Consider the following 20,962-nt stretch of genomic DNA (forward strand, 5'->3'; position numbering starts at 1 on the left):
GCAAATCAGCTTGTCGAATCCGATACCCCCGCGGGAGTATTCCCTCTCAGTTTGCACCATCAATGCGGCTGAACAACAGCTCGTTCTTTGTCTGTAGGCGGGCCTTCCCTGGCCCGGGCTCCGCTGTATCAGGCGCTCAGCTCGCTGGCCGTACCTTGTTCACCCGTTTCGAGGGCGACCGGCTCCAGATCCGGGAAGAAAACACCCTTTACGACCTGCCAGGTCACCGCCAGGGCGCCGACGATAAAGACCACATCGCCGATAGTTCTGACCCAGCGCAGGGTTTGCAGGATATCGCTCTGCATGAAGGCTTCACTGCGTGCGTACCACAGACCCTCGCTGGCGCTGGCCACGAACTGGATGATGCCGACCGGCAACAGGCTGGTGAACAGCATCAGTACCAGGCCAATGTTCAGCCACCAGAAACCCACTTTCATAAGTCGCTCGTCAAAGACGATGCGCGGGCGGATGTAACGCAGGATCAGCAGTGCGAAGCCCAGGGCCAGAAAGCCGTAGACGCCAAAGAGAGCTGCGTGGGCGTGGGTGGGCGTGGTGTTCAGGCCCTGGATGTAATACAGCGCGATTGGTGGGTTGATCATGAACCCGAGTACGCCGGCCCCCAACATGTTCCAGAAGGCAACAGCCACGAAGAAGGTCAGCGGCCAGCGGATATTTTCCATCCACGGTGCGCGGGACTTCAGGCGCCAGTTCTCCCATGCCTCGTAACCAAGCACCACCAGCGGTACCACTTCCAGGGCACTAAAGGTGGCGCCCACCGCCATCACCGGTGTGGTGGTGCCGGAGAAGTACAGGTGGTGGAAGGTTCCCGGTACACCACCGAGCATGAACAGGCTGGCGGAGGCCAGGCTGGCGGACGTAGCCACGGTGCGTGACACCAGGCCCATGCTGCAGAAAATGAAAGCCAGGGCAGTAGTGGCGAACACTTCAAAGAAGCCTTCTACCCACAGGTGGACAATCCACCAGCGCCAGTATTCCATGACGGAGATGTGGGTGCGCTCACCGTAGAAGAAGCCGGCTCCGTAGAACAGGCCGATGGCGACCACCGAGGCGGTCAGAAGAGCCAGCAAATTCTTGTCACCGGGCTGGCGCAGGGCGGGAACAATGCCGCGAAGCATCAGCACCAGCCAGAACACGATGCCGAGGAACTTGCCGATCTGCCAGAGGCGGCCAAGGTCCACATACTCGTAACCCTGATGGCCCAGCATAAAGCTGAGGTCAGCGGGCATGATCTGATTGATGGCAAAGAAGTTGCCAATAAACGAGCCGGCAACCACAGCCACTAGCGCCCAGAACAGTACGTCAACACCCAGTTTCTGGAATTTCGGGTCCTTGCCGCCATTGATAATGGGGGCGAGGAACAGGCCGGCGGCCAGGAAGCCGGTGGCGATCCAGAACATGGCGGCCTGGATGTGCCAGGTGCGCATCAGGGAGTAGGGGAACCATTCGGAGGTGTTGATGCCGTAGAAGCTCTGACCTTCCACCGTATAGTGCGCGGTAAAGCCGCCGAGCATCACCTGGAAGGTGAACAGGCCAACCACCAGCAACAGGTATTTGCCCAGTGCCTTCTGGGAGGGCGTAAGTCCAACGGAACTGAGCGGATCCTTGATCGGGGCTTCTGGCTCCTCATCTTCTTTGCGCAGGAAGGCCCAGGCCCAGATCAGGCCGCCGACGCCGGCAATCAGCAGGACCACGCTGATTAACGACCAGACCACGTTCTCCGCGCTGGGCTTGTTGTCGATCAGTGGTTCATGGGGCCAGTTGTTGGTGTAGGTGACGTCACTGTTCGGGCGCTCTGTGGCGGCGGCCCACGCAGTCCAGAAGAAGAACTCGGTCATCCGCTCGCGACGCTCAGCGCTGGGCAGGGTGTTTTCCTTCATGGCGTAGTTTTCACGAGTGGACTGAAGCTCCGGCGCGTCGCTGAACAGTCGGCTGTAGTAGTCGGCGGTCTCCGCAATGGCGGCGGTCCTGCGTTCGGACAGATGCAGGGTGCCGGTGGCGTCGTCGTAGGTGTTGGTGCGGTACTCAGTCTTCAGGTCGTACTGCAGGGCGTTCTGCTCCTGCCCGCTGAGGCTGTGCCAGTCCTGCCCGTACTCTTCCCGGGCAGCAATCTCCAGCCAGGTTTCCAGTTCCCGGTGCAGCCAGTCCGCGGTCCAGTCCGGCGCCTGGTAGGCGCCGTGGCCCCAGATGGAACCCAGTTGCATACCACCGACGGACTGCCAGGCAGTCTGGCCATCAAGAATGCTCTCCTCGGTCATCAGGGTCTCGCCATTGGCGGATACAACCTGGTCCGGAATGGGCGGCGCGGCGCGGTATACCTCCGCGCCGAAGTACCCCAGTAACGTGAAGGTGACCCCCACGATGGCAATCAATAGAAACCATAGGCGGCGGTATTTGGCCATGGCAATTTCCTCTCTGGTTAAAAGATTTAAAAATAATACATCTTTAATTTAAAAGATGTAAATGGGGAGAGCCGAAATAGAATGGGTAGTCCATATACCACCATGGATGTAGGTAGTTTCCCTACACTTGACCGATACCGTTTTCCGATCTAGCATAAAGATGTATTAAAAATATATTTAATTGGTGATGTATGGAAAGGTTTCTGTTTTATGCCAACTCAGCGATCCTCTGCTCTGCCCTGGGGTTGGTGGTCACGGTATTGTTGGCCTACCCCCTCGCCGACTGGCTGGCCATGGGCTGGCAAATCCTTGCACACATTGGGACCTTGCTGTTTGCCGTCGGTATCAAGGTAGCGTACGTCGCTCGATTGGTGTTTCTCAGTCGCCTGGGAAGACCTGTCCACTGAATGCCGGTAAACTGGATGTCAATATGAACGGCACTGGAACCCTTTTCATGTCCGAGTTCTTCGGCAAAACCGGTTTTCGGATTCTTGCGTATATAGCTGTCGGACTAGCCGCTATCGGTGTGTTTCTACCGTTGTTGCCGACTACCCCGTTTGTCCTGCTGGCGGCATTTTTTGCCAGTAAGGGCTCGCCGGCCTTTGCAGCATGGTTGGAGGGGCATCCCCGTTTTGGCCCGGCGATTGACCGCTGGCGTGAAAACCGTTCGGTGCCGGTACGCGCCAAGGTTATGGCCTGCACCATGATGGCGATTAGCTGGGGTATCCTGTTTGCGATGGGGGCATCCGGAGTGGTTCTGGCAGTGGCGGGGGTGTGTTTGTGTGGCAGTGCCGGTTACCTGCTGACACGCCCTTCCTATTGACGATTGTACTGAATGACTGGAGTACTGAATGACTGGAGTACTGAATGCACATCACCCGATACACTGATTATTCCCTGCGTGTGCTGATCTACCTTGCGGTGCAGGGTGACGAGCTGGCGACCATCCAGGAAATTGCCGACAGCTATGACATCTCCAAGAATCACCTGATGAAAGTGGTTCACCAGCTCAACAAAAAGGGCTACATCGAGACTGTCAGGGGCAAGAAGGGCGGTATGCGTTTGCAGATGGCGCCTGCAGACATCAATGTTGGCATTCTTGTACGGGAAACCGAGCAGGACCTCAATATCGTTGAATGTTTCTCGTCAAAGAATGCCTGTCGGATTACACCCGTGTGTGGTTTGAAGTCGATGTTAGGCGAAGCGCTGACAGCGTTCCTCGAAACACTGGACAAATATACTCTGGCCGATGTGATCCAGGACCAGCATCGTCCCCAACTGCTCAGGCTGTTACAGATCGCGTGAAGCCGACCAGCCACCTTTCTGATGGCTGGCCAGGCTGGCGGGACTCATTACTGAACGCCTGCACTACTGAACTCCGGCAACAGTCTGTTGCGCATGCGGTCGGGCAGGGAATACCCGAAAATCCGCTTAAGCACTGTTGAATACTGCTTGGCAAAGGTGCCGGTGTTGTAGGGAATACCGTGCTTCCTGCATACGGCCTGTACCTGCTCGGAGATTTCCGGGTACCGGTGAGCCGGCAGGTCCGGGAAGATGTGGTGTTCCACCTGATAGCTCAGGTGTCCACTCAGCACGTGTACCCACTTGCTGCCGGTAAAGTTGCTGGAGCCAGTCAGTTGGCGCAGGTACCAGTGGCCCTTGCTTTCTCCTTCGCACTCTTCCTCGGTAAAGGTTTCCGCGTCCTGGGTAAAGTGGCCACAGAAAATGACGGTGGACGACCACAGGTTGCGGATCAGGTTGGCGCCGATGTTACCGGCCAACACCACCGGAGCTACCGGAAAGGTAATCAGCGGAAAGAACACATAGTCCTTGAATGCCTGGCGTCCACCCTTGCGGAAGAAGTCCTTCAGGAACGGGATTTTCTCTTTTACCGAAATTTCCCGACGACGGATCCGCTCGGATTCCAGCTCGTGCAGCCCCACACCCCACTGGAACAGCACACTCAGCAGGATGTAGTTGATGAACTGCAGGCTGTGGGCCGGCTTCCACTTGTCGTCATCGCTCAGCCGTAGCAGGGCGTAACCGTAGTCCCGGTCCTTGCCGATAATGTTGGTGTAGGTGTGGTGCTCGTAGTTGTGGGTGCGACGCCAGGAATCGCCGGTGCACACCGTGTCCCACTCATAGGTCTGGGAGTGGAGTGAGGGGTCGTTCATCCAGTCGTACTGACCGTGCATCACGTTGTGGCCGATTTCCATGTTTTCGATGATTTTGGAAATGCCCAGTGCTGCGGTAGCCGCGACGAATACCGGCGGAATAAACCCGAATGGCATCAGCACCCGGCCACCGACTTCCAGGGACCGGTGCAGGCGCACGATCCGGCGGATATAACGGGCATCCCGTTCACCCAGGTCGGCGATTACCTGGTCACGAATGGTGTCCAGGTCCTGTTCCAGTTCTTTCAGTTGTGTTTCGGTCATCGTCTTCATGGTGTACTCCTTGCAGTGCCGTCAAGCCGGCACCGCGACTAATGGGTTCAGGCGTTGTGGCGGGGCCGGTCAGATATCAATGGACACCGGCCCGCTGGGAACAGACACACAAAGCTGAATGGTTTCCTCTCCCGGCCCGGACGCCTTTCCGGTCAGGCGGTTGACCACGGTGCCGCTGGTCTTGCGGCAGCTGCACTGGTGGCAGATGCCCATGCGGCAGCCGTAGCGGGGCGACAGCTTCGCGGCTTCGGCAATCTCCAGCAACACCGCATCACCTTCGGACGACACATCCAGATTGCTGCGCTCAAAGTGCACCGCGCCACCCAGCGTATCGGTATCCAGGTTGGCGGCTGGCGCCGAGAAAAAGGTGCTGTGAATGCGGTCGTCAGTGATGCCTCGGCGATACAGCAGGTCATTTGCCAGGTCCATAAGCCCCTTCGGCCCACAGAGATAGCATCGCCTTGCGGACAGCCCGGGCACTTCGTCCAGGTGCTGGTCGCTGAGAAACTGTGGCGTTTCTGTCTCGCTGGTGGCATACACCTTCAGGGTGAAGGCCGGCCAGCGCCCGGTGAGTGCGTGCAGTTTTTCCGCTGCAATCACGTCGGCCTGGGTGCGTACGAAATACAGCAGGGTTACCGGGGCGCGGTAGTCCGATGCCGCCATGGTTTCCAGCTGGCTCAGCACCGGTGTGATACCGCTGCCGCCGGCAATGTACAGGGCCGGCTCCTGGGGCTCGGGAACGTGGAAATCCCCAAACGCTTCACCCAGGCCAATCACCGCGCCGGTCTCCAGATGATCGTGCATCCAGTTCGTAACCAGTCCGCCAGGCAGACGCTTGATGGTCAGGGTGACAGTGCCATCGGTGCGCCACTGGATCGGTGAGCTGGACAGACTGAAAGTGCGGTTGCGGCGGATACCATCAATATCGATACCGATATTGACGTGCTGCCCGGCCTCGAACCCTTGCCAGCGTTTGGCGGGCGCCAGCACAAAGGTCTTGGTGTCTGCTGTTTCATTGTAGATGGCAGACACCCTGGCTGGTATGTACTGCTGCACCCACATGGGATTGATGCGCTCCAGCAGGGGGTCGAAAAAGGCAGCCGGGTCGTCCCGGTTAAAAAGCTGCCTGCCCAGCCAGTGCAGTGTTGGTGACTTTTCCAGTACGGATATCATGATCGCTCTCCCAGGTACCGATGTGATGGTACTGATGTGTACAAGTGTTCACTTATGTGTACGACTGTACACACGTAAGTCCAGGGCAGCAATCAGACAAAAATCATTGTCCTCTAATGACAAGTTCGGGTTATTTTTGCTTTATGGATGTGTACACTTGTTGACTTGGGGGCAACAGGCGAGCTGTATCAGGGCGATGGCAGACAAACAACGACGTAAGCCGGGCGAAACCCGAGAAAAACTGATGAATGCGGCGCTGGCCCTGGTCGGTAAGGGACGGCATTTTGCCAGCCTGGGCATTCGGGAAGTTACCCGTCAGGCCGGTGTGGTGCCCACCTCCTTCTATCGGCATTTCCGCAATATGGACGATCTGGGGCTGCAACTGGTGGATGAGTTGGGGTTGGTGCTGCGGCGCATGATGCGGGAAGCCCGTGCCAATGTGTTGCAGGCTGACAAGCTGATTGATGAGTCGGTGGGTATTTTTATTTCCCATGCCCAGAACAATCGCAGCTTCTTCATGTTCATGGCCCAGGGACTGGCGGGGGAAAGCCGGGCAGTGCAGGAAGGTATTCGCAGCGAGATGCGCTATTTTGCCAGCGAACTGGCTAACGACCTGCGACGGTTAAAGGTGGCCGAACACCTGAGCGATGCCGACCTGGACATGACTTGCGACCTGATAGTGCGCAGCGTGGCCTTCAGTCTCACCGACATCCTGGGCATTTCACCCGAGGATGAGTGCCAGGAAGAACAAGTCAGGCAGCGTACCGCCCGTTTTCTACAATTGATTTTCGTGGGCGCGGCGCACTGGAACAGCCGTCCGTCCTAGTTCCTGGTCACTTTTTCGCTGTTGCGACCTTTTTCCGCACTGCCTTGCGGGCTTCGGGGTTGGGTGGCAAAAGCAATGCTTCAAGTTCGTCCAAAGCCTCACCGGTATACACCGCCAGCTTCTGCATGCTGGGCAGCGTGTCGCGGCAGCCCGTAAAGCCAAAGTTCAGCGAACCCGCATAACTCAGGCAGGTGATGTTAAGAGCGCCGCCATGGGCAATCAGTGACACTGGATACATGGCTTCCAGCCGCGCGCCTTCATAGTAAAGCGTTTGTTCCGGCCCTGGCACATTGGAAATGGTCACGTTGAATACCGGCCTCATTCGCCCGCCCAGGCCGGACATCAGCTGCAGGATGTAGGGCGACATCAACAGCATGGTGTATTGCGTCAGGGCCTTCCGAGGTAACTTCTGCAGGTGCTGCTTGGCCCGGCGGGTAGACTGCTTGATGTTTTTCAGCCGCGCCAGCGGATCAGCTTCGTCCGTTGCCAGTGAGGCGATCATGAAACTGATCTGGGTGCCGGTACCCTGGTCATCCGACGGACGGATATTAACCGGGATGCCTGCGGTCAGTGGTGTATCCGGCAGGCCATCCTGTTCCAGCAGGAACCGTCGCAAGGCCGTGCCGCACAGATACAGCACGATGTCGTTCAGGGAAGCGTTGGAGGCCTGGGCTACCTTTTTGATGCGCTCCAGTTGGTAATGCTGAGTGGCGAACCGTCGCTGGCCGGTGACGCGGTGGTTGAGAGAAGACAGCGGGCCCGCAAACGGGGCTGTCAGGCCGTCTTCCGGGTGTCTCGCTGACTGGATCAGCCGGTTCATGGCATCCCACAGCCGTGGCGCCATGTCGGCCTGTAGTTTGAGGGCGTCCATGGCCTGGGAGAACGCGGCGGGAATGCTGGCCTCGGTATCGGTCTTGCTGCCACGGGTGCGCTCCGGCCGCACCGACCAGGGCGGCAGCATGTTGATCTCGTGGGGGTCTTTGCTCAATACCCGCTGCATCAGCCGAACGCCGCTGATGCCGTCGATCATTGAATGGTGCATCTTGGTGTAGAGGGCAAAGCGGTTGTTCTCCAGGCCCTCGATAATGTGGCATTCCCACAGGGGGCGGGAGAAGTCCAGCGGATTGGAGTGCAGTCGCGACACCAGAATGCCCAGCTCACGCTCGCTGCCGGGGCGTGGCAACGCTGAATGGCGAACGTGGTAATCCAGGTCCAGTTTCCTGTCGACCTTCCAGGAAGGTGCAACCAGGCGTCCCAGAAAGCCGGAAAAAGCCAGCTTGTAACACCAGGGCGGTGCCACGTCGGCGTCTGCCTTCATACGGGTCAGCATATCCCTGAGAAACGTCTCCGGCGCATCTTCCGGTAGTGAAAAAATCTGCAGAGTGCCGACGTGCATCGGAGTGTCTTCCGATTCCACTGCCAGCCATGATGCGTCCAGTGTTCCCAGGCGTTTCATTGCTCGTCCTCTTGCTGATTGTCCTGCCAAACTGCATGTCGTCCGATGCGTTTGGATTCGCATAGTTGTTGTTCGCAAGTATACGCAACAACAGCAGTAATCACACGACGAACAGTGCCCAGGCCCGGTTTTTGTGATTGCTGTCTTTCGTACTGATTTCATTACTGGATTACATGTTGTTGCGAATCCATATTCACTCTTTATTCGTGGCTTGTGCTATTTTCTTTAGCTGGCTGAGTTCATTACAACAATAATCCTTGGAGGCACTGTGGAATCGAGTCCACTGATCTCTGCGGGGCTGCCGATCGCCCTGTTTATCATCATGATCGGTATCGGTATGACCCTGACCGTCAGGGACTTTCGCCAAGTGGCGGTTTTTCCGAAAGGCATGATTGTGGGTACCGTTGCCCAGATACTGCTGATGCCCCTGATTGCCTTCGCCATTGCCTCCATGTTGGGTCTTTCGCCTGCCATCGCTGTGGGCCTTGTGATCATTGCAGCCTGCCCCGGAGGCACTACCTCCAACCTGTTTGTATTGTTGTCGCGGGGAAATATCGCCCTGTCGATTGTGCTGACGGTGTCAGCCAGCCTGATCACTATTGTTACACTGCCGTTGTTCACCAATTACGCGCTCCAGTTTTACGCCGGTGAAGGAGAGTCCATTACCCTGCCCGTGGGCAGAACCGTTGGCATGCTGATTGGTATCGTGTTGTTCCCGGTTGCTGTTGGCATGGTCTTTCGCAGCCGGGCGCCGGAATTGTCCCGTCGTGCCGAGAGTGCGGTGAGCGTGTTCGGCGGTGTTGTGCTGGCACTGTTGGTGGTGGGACTGGTCTGGGGTGTACGTGACCAGATCTGGGATCTGCTCCGTCAGGCTGGCCCCGCAACCTTGCTGCTGAACCTGGCGGGTATCTTCCTTGGGCTCCTGGCGGGGCGCGCGACAGGCCTGACACAGCGCGAGTCCATCGCTGTTGCCGTGGAACTTGGCATCAAGAACGGCACCATTGCCTTGTTGGTAACCCTGACGTTGCTGGAGTCCAGCGCCATGTCGATTCCGGCCGCGGTATACGGCGTTCTGATGTTCCCGATCGGATTCCTGTTGGCGGCCTATGGCCGGAAAATCATCCCGCTAACGACCATTGCCCAGCCAATCCCCGAGACCAAGGCCGGGTAGGCACAACGGCGCTTAGTGGCTATGCTCCTGACTTGAGCTGTTGTTATTGTCCGGAGCTGTTGCCATGAATTTTCTCAATGGAATGACCTTGCTGCTGGTGTACCAGTTGGTGGGGGAAATCACCGTGCGCCTCCTTGTGCTGCCCATTCCCGGGCCGGTGTTGGGTATGGTGATGCTGTTCCTGACCCTGATGATCCGGGGCAACACGCCGGAACCCCTGCAGAACGCTTCAACCGCCTTGCTCAGCCATTTGTCCCTGCTGTTTGTGCCTGCCGGTGTCGGCATGATGGCCCACTTTGGCCGCATTGCGGATGAGTGGGTGCCGATCACGCTGGCGTTGTTTTTCTCCACGGTTATTACCATGGTCGCAACCGCCGGTATCATGCAGGTAACCTCACGGTGGTTTGCCCGGCCGGAGCATGAAGGAGGGCAAAGGGATGAATGAGCCGGCCATCCGGGATATCTGGGTTTACCTTTCCGCGTCGCCACTGCTGGGGTTGACCATAACGCTGGTGGCCTATGGCCTTGCCTACCGCCTGTACCTGAAGTCCAACTCCAGCCCGCTGGCCAACCCGGTGGTGACCTCGGTGGCCATGCTGATTGCGCTGCTGCTGATCACTGGCACTTCCTATGAGGAATATTTTGAAGGTGGCCAGTTCGTCCACTTCCTGTTGGGCCCGGCAACAGTGGCGCTGGCGGTGCCCCTGTATCAGCAGTTCTCCCGGCTGCGCCAGCTCTGGCTGCCGGTGACCATTTCCCTGGTTTGTGGCGTGGTGATCGCGGCGGGAAGCTCCATCGGCCTGGCATGGCTGCTGGGTGGCTCCACGGAAATTCAGATGTCCCTGGCGCCGAAATCCGCAACGGCCCCGGTGGCCATGGGTATTTCCGAAACCATCGGTGGCATCCCGTCCCTGACCGCAGTGCTGGTGGTGGCGACCGGGATTGTGGGTGCCGTGCTGGGTACCAAACTGTTTGAATGGATGCGTATCACCGACGACAGCGTGAAAGGCATCGCCATGGGTGTGGCGGCCCATGGTATCGGTACAGCCCGGGCCTTTCAGGTAAGCTCCCAGATGGGCGCTTTCTCCGGGCTGGCGATGGCCTTGTCGGCCTTTGCGACGGCCTTGATCGTGCCATGGCTGGTGGATCTGATCGGGATACAGTGAAACAGGAGGTAAGGTGGCTTTTTTCAGGATGCCGGTAGTGGCCTGCTCAGCGTTGGCAATTGCTTTTACATCAGACATCGCCAGTGCGCAGCAAAGCGGGGAGTCCCCTGAAACCGTCATCACGGTGACATCGCCCCGGCTGGAAAGGGATCTCTACGATACACCCGCTGCGGTTTCCGTCACAGACACACCGGAAATCCAGGAAGGCCAGCAACGGCTTCAACTGGATGAATCCCTGGATACCGTCCCCGGTCTGTTTTTCCAGAACCGCTATAACTTTGCCCAGAACCTGCGTCTGTCCACCCGTGGCTTTGGCGCCCGGGCGCCTTTCGGTATTCGCGGTATCCGTATCCAGGTGGATGGTATTCCCTACACCCTGCCGGACGGGCAGTCCCAGATTGACGCAGTGGACCTGGATTCAGCGCAGCGCATTGAGGTGATTCGCGGGCCATCGTCGGTTCAGTACGGCAACGCGTCTGGCGGCGTAATTGATATCACCACCGCCAGGGGAGATGACCTGCCGCCGGGGGCGCGGCTGCGCCAGGACGTGGGAAGCAATGACTATTACAAGACCACGGTGCAGGCCAACGGAAGCCACGGCGAGAATACTCACGGTATCGCGACCCTGTCCTGGCTCAACTACAACGGTTACCGTGACCAGAGCGAGGTTGAAAAAGGCCTGTTCAATGGCCGCCTGTCCCATGAATGGGGAGAGGGCCAGCGGCTGACAGCTACATTCAATGCATTGCACACCCCGAAAGCCGAGGACCCTGCCGGCCTCACCGCCGCTGAGGTGGAACAGGACCGGCGCCAGGCGACGGCCAACGCAGAACGGCTTGATGCCGGGCAGGATGTGGACCAGCAGACTCTCGGGCTGCTTTACGAAACATCTTCTGCTGCCGCCGGGGACCTTACTGTGAGCACATTTTTTACCCGTCGTGATTTTTCCCAGCAGCTACCGTTTCCCGGCCCCAGCCAGATTGCCTATGACCGCCAGTTCTACGGAATCAGCACGGATTACCAGCAGGGCAGTGAACTGGCAGGGCTGCCGCTGACCTGGGTAGTGGGCGCTGATCTCCATCGCCAGGTTGATGACCGCCGTCGTTATTCGGTGTCGTTCGACGGCAATGTCACCGGGCAAACTCAGGAAGAAACCCAGAATGGTACTACCGCAGCCGTGTTTGCCCAGGGGGATCTGGCCCTGACGGACCGTTTCAACCTGTCACTCGGAACCCGGTTCGACCGACTGCGGCTCTCCGTGGATGACCAGCGGCTGGTTGACGGAGACGATTCCGGAAGCCGTACCTATCGGGAATTCAGCGGTTTCGCGGGAGTCAGCTATCGATCGGCTCCACGCCAGCAGTTTTACGCCACGGTGGGCACTGCGTTCGAAGCACCCACGTTCACTGAATTTGCCAACCCCGACGGTAGCGGCGGATTCAATCCGGGCATCGAGCCACAGCAGGCACTGAACCGGGAAGTGGGTGTACGCGGTGGACTGGGGGAAGGCCTGAGTTACGATCTGGCGTTGTTCTCAATAAGGGTCGATGATGAGATCCTGCCCTATGAAATCGACAACCGTACCTTCTATGAAAATGCCGGGCGCACGGAACGCAACGGGATTGAACTCGGCCTGAAATGGGACATCTCGTATACCTGGCGGGTAACCAGCGCGGTGACCCTGGCGGATTACGAACTCAAGGACTTTACCGACGAACAGGGCAACAATGTTGATGGCAACCGCCTGCCCGGATTACCCCGCGAGCAGTGGGTGACGGAAGTGGAATGGCGCGGCGATGGCCAGCGGTTTGCAGCCCTGGAGTGGCAGTACGTGGGCGATCTCTACGCCGAAAACAGCAACCAGACGAAGGTCAGCGATTACTGGCTGCTGGGGATTCGGGCTGGTGACACCGTTCGTTTCGGCAGTCAGAGCGTGAGTCTGTACGGTGGTATCCGCAACCTGCTGGACGAGGATTACTTCAGCAACATCCGCATCAATGCCAATGCTGATCGGCCGGTGGAAGAGCGCGGCTATTATGAGCCCGCGCCCGGCAGAACCTTCTATGCCGGGCTGGAGTGGTCGTTCTAAAGGCATGTGGCCGGGTTGTGGGTGTTATGCCTACTCGTCGTCCATCTCCTTGGGCGGGCAATGGCTTTCGTCCACGACGGTACCGTTGTCCACGCTTTCCAAATGCACATCAAAGCCCCACAGCCGATGGACATGGCGTAGCACCTCGTCCGTGTCGTCACCCAGTGGTACCCGGTCCACAGGAATGTGGCGCAGGGTCAGTGACCGATCGCCCCGGACGTCCACGTTCCACACCTGGATGTTGGGCTCGCGGTAGCTCAGGTTGTACTGCCGTGCCAGCTTTTCCCGCAGGGTACGGTAGCCCGGCTCGTCGTGAATGGCGGTGATGCGGTATACATCTTCCTCATCGTCGTTCTGGATGGCGAAGAGCTTCAGGTCCCGCATCACCTTGGGGGACAGGAACTGCTGGATAAAGCTTTCATCCTTGAAGTTCTTCATGGCGAAATGCAGGGTTTCCAGCCAGTCCGAGCCGGCGATGTCCGGGAACCACTCGCGGTCCTCATCAGTCGGGTTTTCGCAGATTCGCCGCAGGTCGGTGAAGATCGAGAAGCCCAGGGTGTAGGGGTTGATACCCGAATACCAGGGGCTGTCAAAAGGCGGCTGATAGACCACCGCCGTGTGGCTCTGCAGGAATTCCATCATGAAGCCGTCGTTCACCAGCCCCTTGTCGTACATCCGGTGCAGCAGGGTATAGTGCCAGAAGGAGGCCCAGCCTTCATTCATCACCTGGGTCTGGCGTTGCGGGTAAAAGTATTGCCCCAGTTTGCGAACGATGCGGATAACTTCCCGCTGCCAGGTTTCCAGCAGCGGTGCGTTTTTTTCGATGAAATAGAGAATGTTTTCCTGTGGCTCTTCCGGATAGCGCTTCTTGCGTTTCACCGGGTCGTCGTCCTCGCCCATTTTGGGGATGGTTCGCCAGAGGTCATTGAGCCTGCGCTGCTGGTATTCCTCCCGTTCCTTCTGCCTGCGCAGTTCCTCCGCGGCGGAAATAGGCGCCGGGCGCTTGTAGCGGTCCACCCCGTAGTTCATCAGGGCGTGGCAGGAATCCAGTATTTCTTCCACCGCATCCAGCCCGTAGCGTTCCTCGCACTCGGATACGTAGTTGCGGGCGAACACCAGGTAATCGATGATCGCGCTGGCATCCGTCCAGGTGCGGAACAGGTAGTTGCCCTTGAAGAAGGAGTTGTGGCCGTAGGACGCGTGGGCAATCACCAACGCCTGCATTGGCAGGGTGTTCTCTTCCATAAGGTAGGCGATGCAGGGGTTGGAGTTGATCACGATCTCATAGGCCAGCCCCATCTGGCCTCTCTGGTAACCCTTGGAGGTGGACAGGAACTGCTTGCCGAACGACCAGTGATGGTAACCCACCGGCATGCCCACCGAGCTGTAGGCGTCCATCATCTGCTCCGCGCTGATCACCTCCACCTGGTTGGGGTAGGTGTCCAGCCCGAACTCCGCCGCGCATTTGGCGATTTCCTCGTCGTACTTTTCAATCAGCGGGAACGTCCACTCGGAACTGGTGGAAATCGGTTCCCGGGTTCTCGGCTCGTTGGGTCTGTCGATGGTGTCGGTCATGCGGCTTTCCTCTCGAACAACTGTCGGAAGACCGGATAGATTTCACCGGGGTCGGCGATCTGCTGCAGTGCGAAGCTCTGGGGGAAGCGTTCCTGGATTTTTTCGTACTCGTACCAGAGCATCTGGTGATCCTGGGGCGTGATTTCCACATAGGCGTAGTACTGCACCAGCGGCAGGATGCTGTCGGCCAGCAGTTTGCTGCAAATGGGGGAATCATCGTTCCAGTTGTCACCGTCCGAGGCCTGGGCGGCGTAGATGTTCCACTCCGCTGGGGAGTAGCGGGATTCAATGATCTTGTGCATCAGTTTGAGGGCACTGGATACGATGGTGCCCCCGGTTTCGCGGGAGTAGAAGAACTCCTCTTCGTCCACCTCCTTGGCGCTGGTGTGGTGGCGGATGAACACCACTTCGATCTTCTTGTAATTCTTCTTGAGGAACAGGTACAGCAGGATAAAGAAGCGTTTGGCGATGTCCTTGTGCATCTGGGTCATCGACCCGGACACGTCCATCAGGCAGAACATGACAGCACTGGTAGCCGGTTGGGGCTTCTTCACATGCTGGCGGTAACGCAGGTCAATCTCGTCAATGAACGGAATGCGCCGGACATTGGCCTTGAGATCGGCGATTTCATCTTCCAGGGCCTTGATCTGGTCCTCATGGCTGAAGGCCGGGTCCAGATCCTCCGGTGCGCTCTTCAGGGCGGCGAGCTCTTCCTCCATCCGACGGATCTTTTTGCGGCGTGCGCCACTGAGCCCAAGCCGCCGCGCATGGGCACCACGCAGGGATCGGACCACATCCAGTTTGGCCGGGATACCCTGGGTTGAAAAACCGGAGCGAACGTACTTGAACGCCTCGGTGTCTTTCAGTTTCTTGCGGGCGAGATTGGGCAGTTCCAGATCATCAAACAGGAAGTCCAGAAACTCCTCCTGGGTGATCTGGAAAGCAAATTCGTCCATGCCTTCGCCATCCGGGCTGGCCTGGCCTCGCCCCTGGCCCTGACCGCCGCCACTCGGGGGCTTGGGCACGGTATCGCCGGTCACAAACTCCTTGTTGCCCGGGTGGACCATTTCCCGCTTGCCGCCCTGGCCATGATGGAAAATCGGCTCATCAGTATCCCGTGAGGGAATACTGACGTTCTCGCCGCGTTCAATGTCGGTAATAGAGCGCCGGTGAACCGCCTCCGCCACCGCCTTCTTTATATGATGGCGGTAGCGGCGCAGGAAACGTTCCCGGTTTACCGCACTCTTGTTTTTCCCGTTAAGTCGCCGGTCGACTACGTGGGTCATACCCATAGTTTCACTCCAGTTCAGCGCATCAGGGCTGACTTATTGAGACTTACGAACCCGCAGGTACCATTCCGCAAGGAGGCGGACCTGTTTTTCCGTGTAGCCTCGATCGACCATACGCTCGACGAACTGCTTGTGCTTGTTCTGATCCTCCTGGCTGGCCTTCGGATTGAAGGAAATGACCGGCAGCAGATCCTCGGTGTTGGAGAACATCTTCTTCTCGATCACGCTGCGCAGCTTCTCGTAGCTGAGCCAGGACGGGTTGCGCCCCTGATTGTTCGCCCGCGCCCGCAGCACGAAGTTGACCACCTCGTTGCGGAAGTCTTTCGGGTTGCTGATGCCCGCCGGTTTCTCGATTTTTTCCAGTTCGTCGTTAATGGCCGAACGGTCGAGGATTTCCCCGGTTTCCGGGTCGCGGTATTCCTGGTCCTGTATCCAGAAATCGGCATAGGTCACGTAGCGATCAAACAGGTTCTGGCCGTATTCGCTGTAGCTTTCCAGATACGCTGTCTGGATTTCCTTGCCGATAAACTCGACGTAGTGGGGCGCCAGGAACTCCTTGATAAACCGCAGGTAGCGGTCGTGGGTCTCGGCCTGGAACTGCTCCTGTTCTATCTGCTTTTCCAGTACGTAGAGCAGGTGAACCGGGTTGGCGGCCACTTCCGTGGTATCAAAGTTGAAGACCTTTGAGAGAATCTTGAATGCGAAACGGGTCGACAGCCCATCCATGCCTTCGTTCACGCCGGCTGAATCCCGGTATTCCTGGATCGACTTGGCCTTGGGGTCGGTGTCCTTGATGTTCTGGCCGTCGTACACCCGCATCTTCGAGAAGATGCTGGAGTTTTCCGGCTCCTTGAGGCGGGACAGGATGGAGAACTGGGCCAGCATGTCGAGGGTGTCCGGAGCACAGGGGGCGCCGGACAGGGAGCTGTCGCGCAGCAGTTTGCGATAGATATCAATCTCTTCGGTCACGCGCACGCAGTAGGGCACCTTGACGATGTAAACCCGGTCAAGGAAGGCCTCGTTGTGCTTGTTGTTACGGAAGGTCTGCCACTCGGACTCGTTGGAGTGGGCCAGGATGATGCCGTCGAAGGGCACGGAGCCCATGCCCTCGGTGGTGTTGTAGTTGCCTTCCTGGGTGGCGGTCAGCAACGGGTGCAGAACCTTGATGGGGGCCTTGAACATCTCCACGAATTCCATCAGGCCCTGGTTCGCCTTGCACAGGCCACCGCTGAAGCTGTAGGCGTCCGGGTCATCCTGGGAATAATCCTCCAGCATGCGGATGTTCACCTTGCCAACCAGTGCGGAAATGTCCTGGTTGTTGTCGTCCCCCGGTTCGGTCTTGGAAACGCCGATCTGGTCCAGAACTGACGGGTACTTCTTCACCACACGGAACTGGCTGATGTCGCCGCCGTATTCGTGTAGGCGTTTCACCGCCCAGGGCGACATGATGGACTTGAGATAGCGGGGAGGTATGCCGTACTCCTCCTCCAGGATACTGGCGTCTTCGGCCGGATCGAACAGGCCAAGCGGGGACTCATTTACCGGAGACCCCTTGATGGCGTAGAAGGGGACTTTCTGCATCAGTGACTTGAGCTTTTCAGCCAGCGAGGACTTGCCGCCACCGACGGGGCCGAGCAGGTAAAGGATCTGCTTCTTCTCTTCCAGGCCCTGGGCGGCATGGCGGAAGAAGGAGACAATGTTTTCCACGGCCTCTTCCATGCCATAGAATTCGGAGAATTCCGGGTAACGCTTGATGACTTTGTTGGAAAAGATACGTGACAGCCGGGAGTCACGAGATGTGTCGATATGTTCCGGCTCGCCGATTGCCAATAACATCCTTTCTGAGGCAGTGGCGTATGCCGCCGGGTCCTTTTTGCAGATCTCCAGGTATTCCTCAAGAGTGTATTCTTCTTCCTGAGTTGCTTCATACCGGTCTTTGAAGTGCTGCATGATGCTCATAGATGGCCCCTCGCTTGCTCTCTAACTGTTTGAAAGACAGCTTTTAGTTCACGCAATATCCCCGTTGCTGTTGGATCCGCCGCCCCGGACGGTCGTTATGGTTGTGGATGGAAGTATAGGGAGTACCAGACCGATTTACGCTGAAGCGATTATGTCGGTCTGGTTACTTTGAGCTTAGTTCAAGCTTCGGCACTTGGACAGGGGTAAAAGCGTTAAGGTTCATTAAATTGTGTATCAGCGTTTCCTGAGCCGGAACACGCTCTCAGTGGCTCCGGCCAGGCCTTTGCGCTTGGTAAATGGGTGATCTTTCGCCAGTGTGTTGGTGAGGATATGTTCGATATCGTAATCAGCTGAGTAACGTTCCCGGACCTCTTTGTCACTGACGTTAAAGGGAGGGCCCTTGATGTCGGTGTCGTAATCCAGGGTGATCAGCAGGATGCGGGTGTCGTCCGGAATGACGGCGGTCAGGTGGTCGACATAGTCCTGTCGCATATGGGGCGGCAGGGCGATGAGGGCGGCGCGGTCGTACACCAGGCGCACGTGTTTAAGGTCTTCCGGCACCAGTTGAAAGAAGTCTCCGCACCAGAGTTCCAGGTCGTCGTGTTTGAAGGTGATGAAGGGTTCGCCGGGGTGAACTTTGGCTTTTTCACCGCCTTCTTCGAAGAAATCCTTGCAGGCGACTTCGCTCAGTTCCACACCGATGACGGGGTGGCCTCGGTCGTGGAGCCACCACATGTCGTGGGCTTTGCCGCACAGGGGAACGAAGACAGCACCGGTGCCGTTGCCGGCGAGTTCGGGCCAGTGGTCGTGGAGGTACTGGTTGACGGTGCCTTCGTGGAAGCCGATTTCTTTCTTGGCCCAGCGTTCGTGCCAGAACTGGTGTTCCATGAGTGTTCCCCTTTTCGCCAATTGGAGGTTTTATCCAGTCTAACTTAATCTTGGGGGCTGTTGGTTGGTATTGGAAGCATTGCTTGGGTGCAGGGCCTGGATGCGACCTTCCACAAATCTCGTAAATAAGGATCGATCAATGAAAGCCGTATTTCTGGATGCAGACACACTGGGTAACGATGTCGACCTGTCGCCGATTGAGGCGGTAACCGGTGACATGGTGAAACACCCGCGAACATCGCCGGAGCAGGTGACGGAGCGTATCCGTGGCTTCGATACGGTGCTGGTGAACAAGGTGGTGCTGTCGCGGGAGCATTTCGAGGCCTGCCCGGAACTGAAGACGGTTGCCGTGGTGGCCACCGGGTTGAATAACATCGATCAGGAAGCAGCGAAAGCCCATGGTGTGACGGTGATGAACGTGACCAACTACGGGCGGTCTACCGTGGCGCAGCACACCATGGCGCTTATTCTGGCATTGGCCACGCGGTTGGTGGATTACGACAAGGATGTGCGTGCCGGGCGTTGGGAACAGAGCTCGATGTTCTGCCTGATGGACCATCCGATCCTGGAGCTGGAAGGGCGTACGCTGGGGGTTGTCGGTTACGGCGATCTCGGCCAGGGGGTGGTTGAACGGGCAAAGGCATTTGGAATGAATATTTTGCTCGGAGCCAGGCCCGGGCAGGCTGCCGGGGAGGTGGATGGCTATCCCCGGATTCCCATGGATGAGCTGCTGCCTCAAGTGGATGTGCTGTCGCTGCATTGCCTGCTCACGGATGAGACCCGGAATATGATCGGCGCCCGGGAACTGAAGAGGATGAAAAAGGACGCGCTGTTGATCAACACCAGCCGTGGCGGCCTGGTGGACGAACAGGCGCTGGCCGATGCCCTGCGGGCCGGAACCATTGGCGGTGCCGGTTTTGATGTGCTGACGGAGGAGCCGCCTCGCAACGGTAACCCGCTGCTGGCGGGCGACATTCCCAATCTGATTGTGACGCCACATTCGGCGTGGGCGAGCCGTGAGGCTCGGCAGAGGATCGTGGATATTACGTCGCGTAATCTTGCTTCGGCTGTCTGATTATCTGGCGCTTTTTCCGGGTACGCCCCCTCTCTCACCCCTGAAAAGTTGGCAGCCGTATGACGCGGCTGCCGTTCCCTGTTGCTTAAACTGCCTGTGGAATGCCCCAAATGAGGGCATGCGTTTCCACAACGCTCAAACAATAACAACAGGGCGATACTCATGTTCAGACCCATCCTGGCGCTTGCGCTTTCTTCTGCTCTCTTCTCTGCACCGGCTCTTGCTTTCGAGCGCGGCGAACTGCTTATCTGGATCAACTCCGACAAGGGTTACGAGGGGCTGGCCGAGGTTGGCCGGCGCTTCGAGGCGGAAACCGGCATCCCGGTGTCCGTTGAGACCCCGGAGGATCTCACCTCCGAGTACGACCACTACGGTTATTCCTCCAAGGCGCCGGATATCGTGATCTGGCCCCACGACCGCTTTGGCAGTTGGATCAACGAGGGGCATCTGCGGCCCATTGAACCCTCTGAGCAGGTTCGTAACGCCATCGCCCCGTTTGCCTGGCAGGCTGTTTCCGTGGGTGAGCGGGTGTATGGCTATCCGATTGCAATGGAGGTTGTCAGCCTGCTCTACAACAAGGATCTGGTGCCAACGCCACCCGCTACCCTGGAAGGCGTGAAAACCGCGCATCAACGGCTCAGTGCCCAGGGTATCGAGGCCATCTCCTGGGACTACAAGAACGTGTACTTTTCCTGGCCGGTGTTCGCCGGTTCAGGTGGCTACAGTTTTGGCCTCGAGAATCAGGTTTATGACCTGTCCGATGTGGGCGTGGACACAGATGGCGCTATCAGTGCCGTGGCGGGTATCAAGGACCTGCTGGATTCCGGCGTGCTGGCGAAGGATGCAAATTATGGCGCCATGATGGACGGCTTCAAGGCCGGTGAAACCGCCATGATCATCAACGGCCCCTGGGCCTGGAGTGAGATACGGGATGCCGGCATCAACGTGGGCATTGCCGATGTGCCCACGGTTACCGGTGAGCCGGGCAAGCCTTTTGTGGGTGTGCTCGCCGCCGGGATCAGTGCGGTTTCAACCAACCACGAATTGGCCCGCCAGTTTATGGAGGGCTACCTGCTGACAGAGAGTGGCCTGCACGCCGTTAACGACGACAAACCCTTGGGTGCTGTTGCTCATTTGGATGTGGTGAAAACCCTCAGTGAAGATCCATTCATCGATCACACCTTCCGTTCGGCCAGCCGCGGCGAAATCATGCCCAATATTCCCGAGATGAAACGCTTCTGGGACCTGATGACGATCCGCTTTGCCGGCATGCTGGAAGGGGACTATCCGGTCACATCCACGTTGGACGAAGCTGCCGGCCGGCTTGAACGCCTGGATGAAATGCGGGGCTGGACACGACGGCACTATGTGACGAACTGAGGACTGTTTTCAACGGAACCGAAACCGCTAGTAAAAGCCACACAATAC

18 protein-coding genes are annotated in these 20,962 nt (G+C 57.9%); 10 read left to right on the top strand and 8 right to left on the bottom strand.

Annotated features, from left to right (window positions below; all coding sequences use genetic code 11):
- Positions 1–128: 128 nt before the first annotated feature.
- Complete coding sequence (locus tag NLU14_RS05950) at positions 129–2,420, bottom strand: nitric-oxide reductase large subunit (protein ID WP_275705261.1); 2,292 nt, start codon at positions 2,418–2,420, stop codon at positions 129–131.
- A gap of 191 nt (positions 2,421–2,611) precedes the next feature.
- Here NLU14_RS05950 and NLU14_RS05955 point away from each other — a divergent pair, with 191 nt between their 5' ends.
- The 3 genes from NLU14_RS05955 to NLU14_RS05965 are packed head-to-tail and all read left to right on the top strand — an operon-like array spanning position 2,612 to position 3,725.
- Complete coding sequence (locus tag NLU14_RS05955) at positions 2,612–2,827, top strand: hypothetical protein (protein ID WP_275705263.1); 216 nt, start codon at positions 2,612–2,614, stop codon at positions 2,825–2,827.
- A gap of 23 nt (positions 2,828–2,850) precedes the next feature.
- Entirely contained in the window at positions 2,851–3,243 is a 393-nt protein-coding gene (locus tag NLU14_RS05960; RefSeq protein ID WP_275705264.1) for a YbaN family protein, read from the top strand.
- Between the two features lie 44 nt (positions 3,244–3,287).
- Positions 3,288–3,725: an RrF2 family transcriptional regulator gene (locus NLU14_RS05965; RefSeq protein WP_275705265.1), complete on the top strand. Its 438-nt coding sequence runs from the start codon at positions 3,288–3,290 to the stop codon at positions 3,723–3,725.
- 47 nt (positions 3,726–3,772) lie between these two features.
- Here NLU14_RS05965 and NLU14_RS05970 read toward each other — a convergent pair whose 3' ends face one another.
- Both NLU14_RS05970 and NLU14_RS05975 read right to left on the bottom strand, forming a co-directional pair.
- Positions 3,773–4,867 (bottom strand): fatty acid desaturase family protein, encoded by a 1,095-nt coding sequence (locus NLU14_RS05970; RefSeq protein ID WP_275705267.1) that lies wholly within the window; start codon positions 4,865–4,867, stop codon positions 3,773–3,775.
- 69 nt (positions 4,868–4,936) lie between these two features.
- A complete protein-coding gene (locus NLU14_RS05975; RefSeq protein WP_275705268.1) occupies positions 4,937–6,040 on the bottom strand; it encodes a ferredoxin reductase in 1,104 nt (367 codons plus the stop codon).
- Positions 6,041–6,236: 196 nt separating this feature from the next.
- On the opposite strand from NLU14_RS05975, the gene NLU14_RS05980 reads away from it, so the two are divergent.
- Positions 6,237–6,866: a TetR family transcriptional regulator gene (locus NLU14_RS05980; protein WP_275705269.1), complete on the top strand. Its 630-nt coding sequence runs from the start codon at positions 6,237–6,239 to the stop codon at positions 6,864–6,866.
- A gap of 7 nt (positions 6,867–6,873) precedes the next feature.
- On the opposite strand, the gene NLU14_RS05985 is transcribed toward NLU14_RS05980, so the two are convergent.
- On the bottom strand, positions 6,874–8,322 hold the full coding sequence (locus tag NLU14_RS05985) for a WS/DGAT/MGAT family O-acyltransferase (RefSeq protein WP_275705270.1): 1,449 nt from the start codon (positions 8,320–8,322) through the stop codon (positions 6,874–6,876).
- Between the two features lie 268 nt (positions 8,323–8,590).
- Here NLU14_RS05985 and NLU14_RS05990 point away from each other — a divergent pair, with 268 nt between their 5' ends.
- The 4 genes from NLU14_RS05990 (at position 8,591) to NLU14_RS06005 (ending at position 12,748) form a co-directional block, all read left to right on the top strand.
- A complete protein-coding gene (locus tag NLU14_RS05990) occupies positions 8,591–9,493 on the top strand; it encodes a bile acid:sodium symporter family protein (protein ID WP_275705271.1) in 903 nt (300 codons plus the stop codon).
- Between the two features lie 64 nt (positions 9,494–9,557).
- Complete coding sequence (locus NLU14_RS05995; RefSeq protein WP_275705272.1) at positions 9,558–9,938, top strand: CidA/LrgA family protein; 381 nt, start codon at positions 9,558–9,560, stop codon at positions 9,936–9,938.
- Positions 9,931–10,659, top strand: a complete 729-nt coding sequence (locus NLU14_RS06000; RefSeq protein ID WP_275705273.1) for an LrgB family protein — start codon at positions 9,931–9,933, stop codon at positions 10,657–10,659. The genes NLU14_RS05995 and NLU14_RS06000 overlap by 8 nt, the downstream gene beginning before the upstream one ends.
- A 13-nt stretch (positions 10,660–10,672) precedes the next feature.
- The gene (locus tag NLU14_RS06005; RefSeq protein WP_275705274.1) at positions 10,673–12,748 is read left to right on the top strand and encodes a TonB-dependent receptor family protein; all 2,076 of its coding nucleotides are present in this window, start codon (positions 10,673–10,675) and stop codon (positions 12,746–12,748) included.
- A 30-nt stretch (positions 12,749–12,778) separates the two neighbouring features.
- On the opposite strand, the gene NLU14_RS06010 is transcribed toward NLU14_RS06005, so the two are convergent.
- The 4 genes from NLU14_RS06010 to tmpT all read right to left on the bottom strand — a co-directional run bounded on the left by NLU14_RS06010 (position 12,779) and on the right by tmpT (position 18,459).
- A complete protein-coding gene (locus tag NLU14_RS06010; RefSeq protein ID WP_275705275.1) occupies positions 12,779–14,323 on the bottom strand; it encodes a SpoVR family protein in 1,545 nt (514 codons plus the stop codon).
- On the bottom strand, positions 14,320–15,609 hold the full coding sequence (locus tag NLU14_RS06015) for a YeaH/YhbH family protein (protein WP_275705374.1): 1,290 nt from the start codon (positions 15,607–15,609) through the stop codon (positions 14,320–14,322). Before NLU14_RS06015 ends, NLU14_RS06010 begins: the two co-directional genes overlap by 4 nt.
- Before the next feature lie 39 nt (positions 15,610–15,648).
- A complete protein-coding gene (locus NLU14_RS06020) occupies positions 15,649–17,571 on the bottom strand; it encodes a PrkA family serine protein kinase (protein ID WP_275705277.1) in 1,923 nt (640 codons plus the stop codon).
- A gap of 234 nt (positions 17,572–17,805) precedes the next feature.
- Complete coding sequence (gene tmpT / locus NLU14_RS06025) at positions 17,806–18,459, bottom strand: thiopurine S-methyltransferase (protein ID WP_275705278.1); 654 nt, start codon at positions 18,457–18,459, stop codon at positions 17,806–17,808.
- A gap of 139 nt (positions 18,460–18,598) precedes the next feature.
- Here tmpT and NLU14_RS06030 point away from each other — a divergent pair, with 139 nt between their 5' ends.
- Both NLU14_RS06030 and malE read left to right on the top strand, forming a co-directional pair.
- Entirely contained in the window at positions 18,599–19,534 is a 936-nt protein-coding gene (locus tag NLU14_RS06030) for a D-2-hydroxyacid dehydrogenase (protein WP_275705279.1), read from the top strand.
- A gap of 162 nt (positions 19,535–19,696) precedes the next feature.
- On the top strand, positions 19,697–20,914 hold the full coding sequence (gene malE, locus NLU14_RS06035; protein WP_275705280.1) for a maltose/maltodextrin ABC transporter substrate-binding protein MalE: 1,218 nt from the start codon (positions 19,697–19,699) through the stop codon (positions 20,912–20,914).
- Positions 20,915–20,962 lie beyond the last annotated feature (48 nt).

Origin of the sequence: Marinobacter iranensis (genome assembly GCF_029207565.1) — a bacterium.
GTDB classification, from domain to species: Bacteria; Pseudomonadota; Gammaproteobacteria; order Pseudomonadales; family Oleiphilaceae; genus Marinobacter; species Marinobacter iranensis.